We start from the raw sequence: 2,023 nt of genomic DNA, 5'->3' as shown, positions 1-2,023 counted from the left end.
ACGCTGGTCTCCATTGCAGATACCAGCTTGAATCACGATCACCGCGCCCGGTGAATCCCTTTTGTCAACACGCCCTACGCGGCTGGACGGGCCGGACACGCGCTTCCTGCCCTTCAACAAGGGCGATCACGGGGCCGCGGGCAATCCGGTCAACCCGAACGGTCATCGCACCGCCTATCTGTGGGAAGATATCTGGGCACGCGAAAGCTGGCTGGAAATCCTCGGCCGCTACATGGTCGGCATGAGGGATGCGAAGAAGCAGCTGATCGGGATGATCTTCCCGCGCTTCCACCAGCTTGATGCGACCCGCAAGCTGCGGGCGGCGGTGCTGGACGAGGGGCCGAGCGGGAAATACCTGATCCAGCATTCGGCGGGATCAGGCAAGACCAACTCCATCGCCTGGACGGCGCATCTGCTGGCCGACCTGCATGACGAACGGGACGAGAAAATCTTTTCCTCGGTCGTCGTGGTGTCGGATCGCAATGTGATCGACACGCAGTTGCAGGAGGCGATCTTTGCCTTTGAGCGCACCACCGGCGTGGTGGCGACGATCACCAATGAATCGGGGGCGAAAAGCGGCCAGCTTGCCGAGGCGCTGGCGGGCGGCAAGAAGATCGTGGTCTGCACCATCCAGACATTCCCCTTTGCGCTGAAGGCGGTGCAGGACCTGGCGGCGACCAGCGGCAAGCGTTTCGCGGTGATCGCCGACGAGGCGCATTCCAGCCAGACCGGCGAGGCGGCCTCGAAGCTGAAGCAGGTGCTGTCAGCCGAGGAACTGGCCGAATTGCAGGATGGCGGCGAGATCAGCGCCGAGGACGTGCTGGCCGCGAACATGGCGGCGAAGGCCGGCGCCTCGGGGATCAGCTTCATCGCCTTTACCGCCACGCCTAAGGTCAAGACGATGGAACTGTTCGGCCGCCGCCCCGATCCCGCCGCGCCCGTCGGCCCCGGCAACCTGCCGGTGCCGTTCCATGTCTATTCGATGCGGCAGGCCATCGAGGAGGGCTTCATCCTCGACGTGCTGAAGAACTACACCCCCTATGCGCTGGCCTTCCGGCTGGCGAAGGGGGGCGAGGAAATGGACGACCGCGAGGTCGAGCGCAGCGCGGCGCAAAAGGCGCTGATGCAATGGGTAAAGCTGCATCCGTGGAATATCGCCCAGAAGGTCGCTATCGTGGTCGAGCATTACCGCGCCATGGTGATGCCGCTGCTGGACGGGCGAGCCAAGGCGATGGTGGTGGTCGAAAGCCGCAAGGAGGCGGTGCGCTGGCAGATCGCCATGCAGAAATACATCGCGGAAAAGAGCTATGGGCTGGGGACGCTGGTCGCGTTCTCGGGCGAGGTGAACGACACCGACAGCGGCCCCGACCCCTTCACCGAGACCTCGAAGGCGTTGAACTCCGGCCTGCGCGGCGACATTCGCGAGTCGTTCAAGGGGCCGGAATTCCATGTGCTGATCGTCGCAAACAAGTTCCAGACCGGCTTCGACCAGCCGCTGCTCTGCGGCATGTATGTTGACCGGCGGCTGGCGGGCATCCAGGCGGTGCAGACGCTTTCGCGGCTGAACCGGGCGTATTCTGCGGGCGGGATCACCAAGGATACGACCTATATCCTGGACTTTGCCAACAGTGCCGAGGACATCCTGACCGCCTTCCGCACCTATTACGAGACGGCGGAACTGGAGGCGGTGGCCGATCCGGATCAGGTGCTGGACCTGCGGGCGAAACTGGATGCCCTTGGCTATTACGACGATTTCGAGGTGGATCGCGTGGTCCGGGCCGAGCTTGACCCGAGGGCCAGCCACGCCAGCCTCTCCGCCGCCATCGAACCGGTGGCGGATCGATTGCTGAAATCCTTCCGCGCGGCAAAGGATGCCGAGATCGCGGCCCGGGCCGCCGGGGATGACAGAGCGGGGCTCTGTTGCACAAATCGGCTGCTGATCGGACTTCCCCTTTCCCCGGACAGATTTATCCTGCGACCTCTGTGATGGGCGTGCCGAGCGCGGTGAAGCCGTTGAGCACGG

Annotated in this window: 1 protein-coding gene; it reads left to right on the top strand. The window is 64.0% G+C overall.

Annotation, left to right across the window (positions count from 1 at the left end; translation table 11 throughout):
• Positions 1–61: 61 nt before the first annotated feature.
• Positions 62–1,987: a type I restriction endonuclease subunit R gene (locus tag RGD00_RS23170; protein ID WP_310459596.1), complete on the top strand. Its 1,926-nt coding sequence runs from the start codon at positions 62–64 to the stop codon at positions 1,985–1,987.
• Positions 1,988–2,023 lie beyond the last annotated feature (36 nt).

The sequence above is a fragment of the Ruixingdingia sedimenti genome (assembly GCF_031432425.1).
Taxonomy (GTDB): domain Bacteria; phylum Pseudomonadota; class Alphaproteobacteria; order Rhodobacterales; family Rhodobacteraceae; genus Ruixingdingia; species Ruixingdingia sedimenti.
Note: the sequence above shows the minus strand (reverse complement) of the source record. Positions and strands in the feature narration are given on the sequence as shown.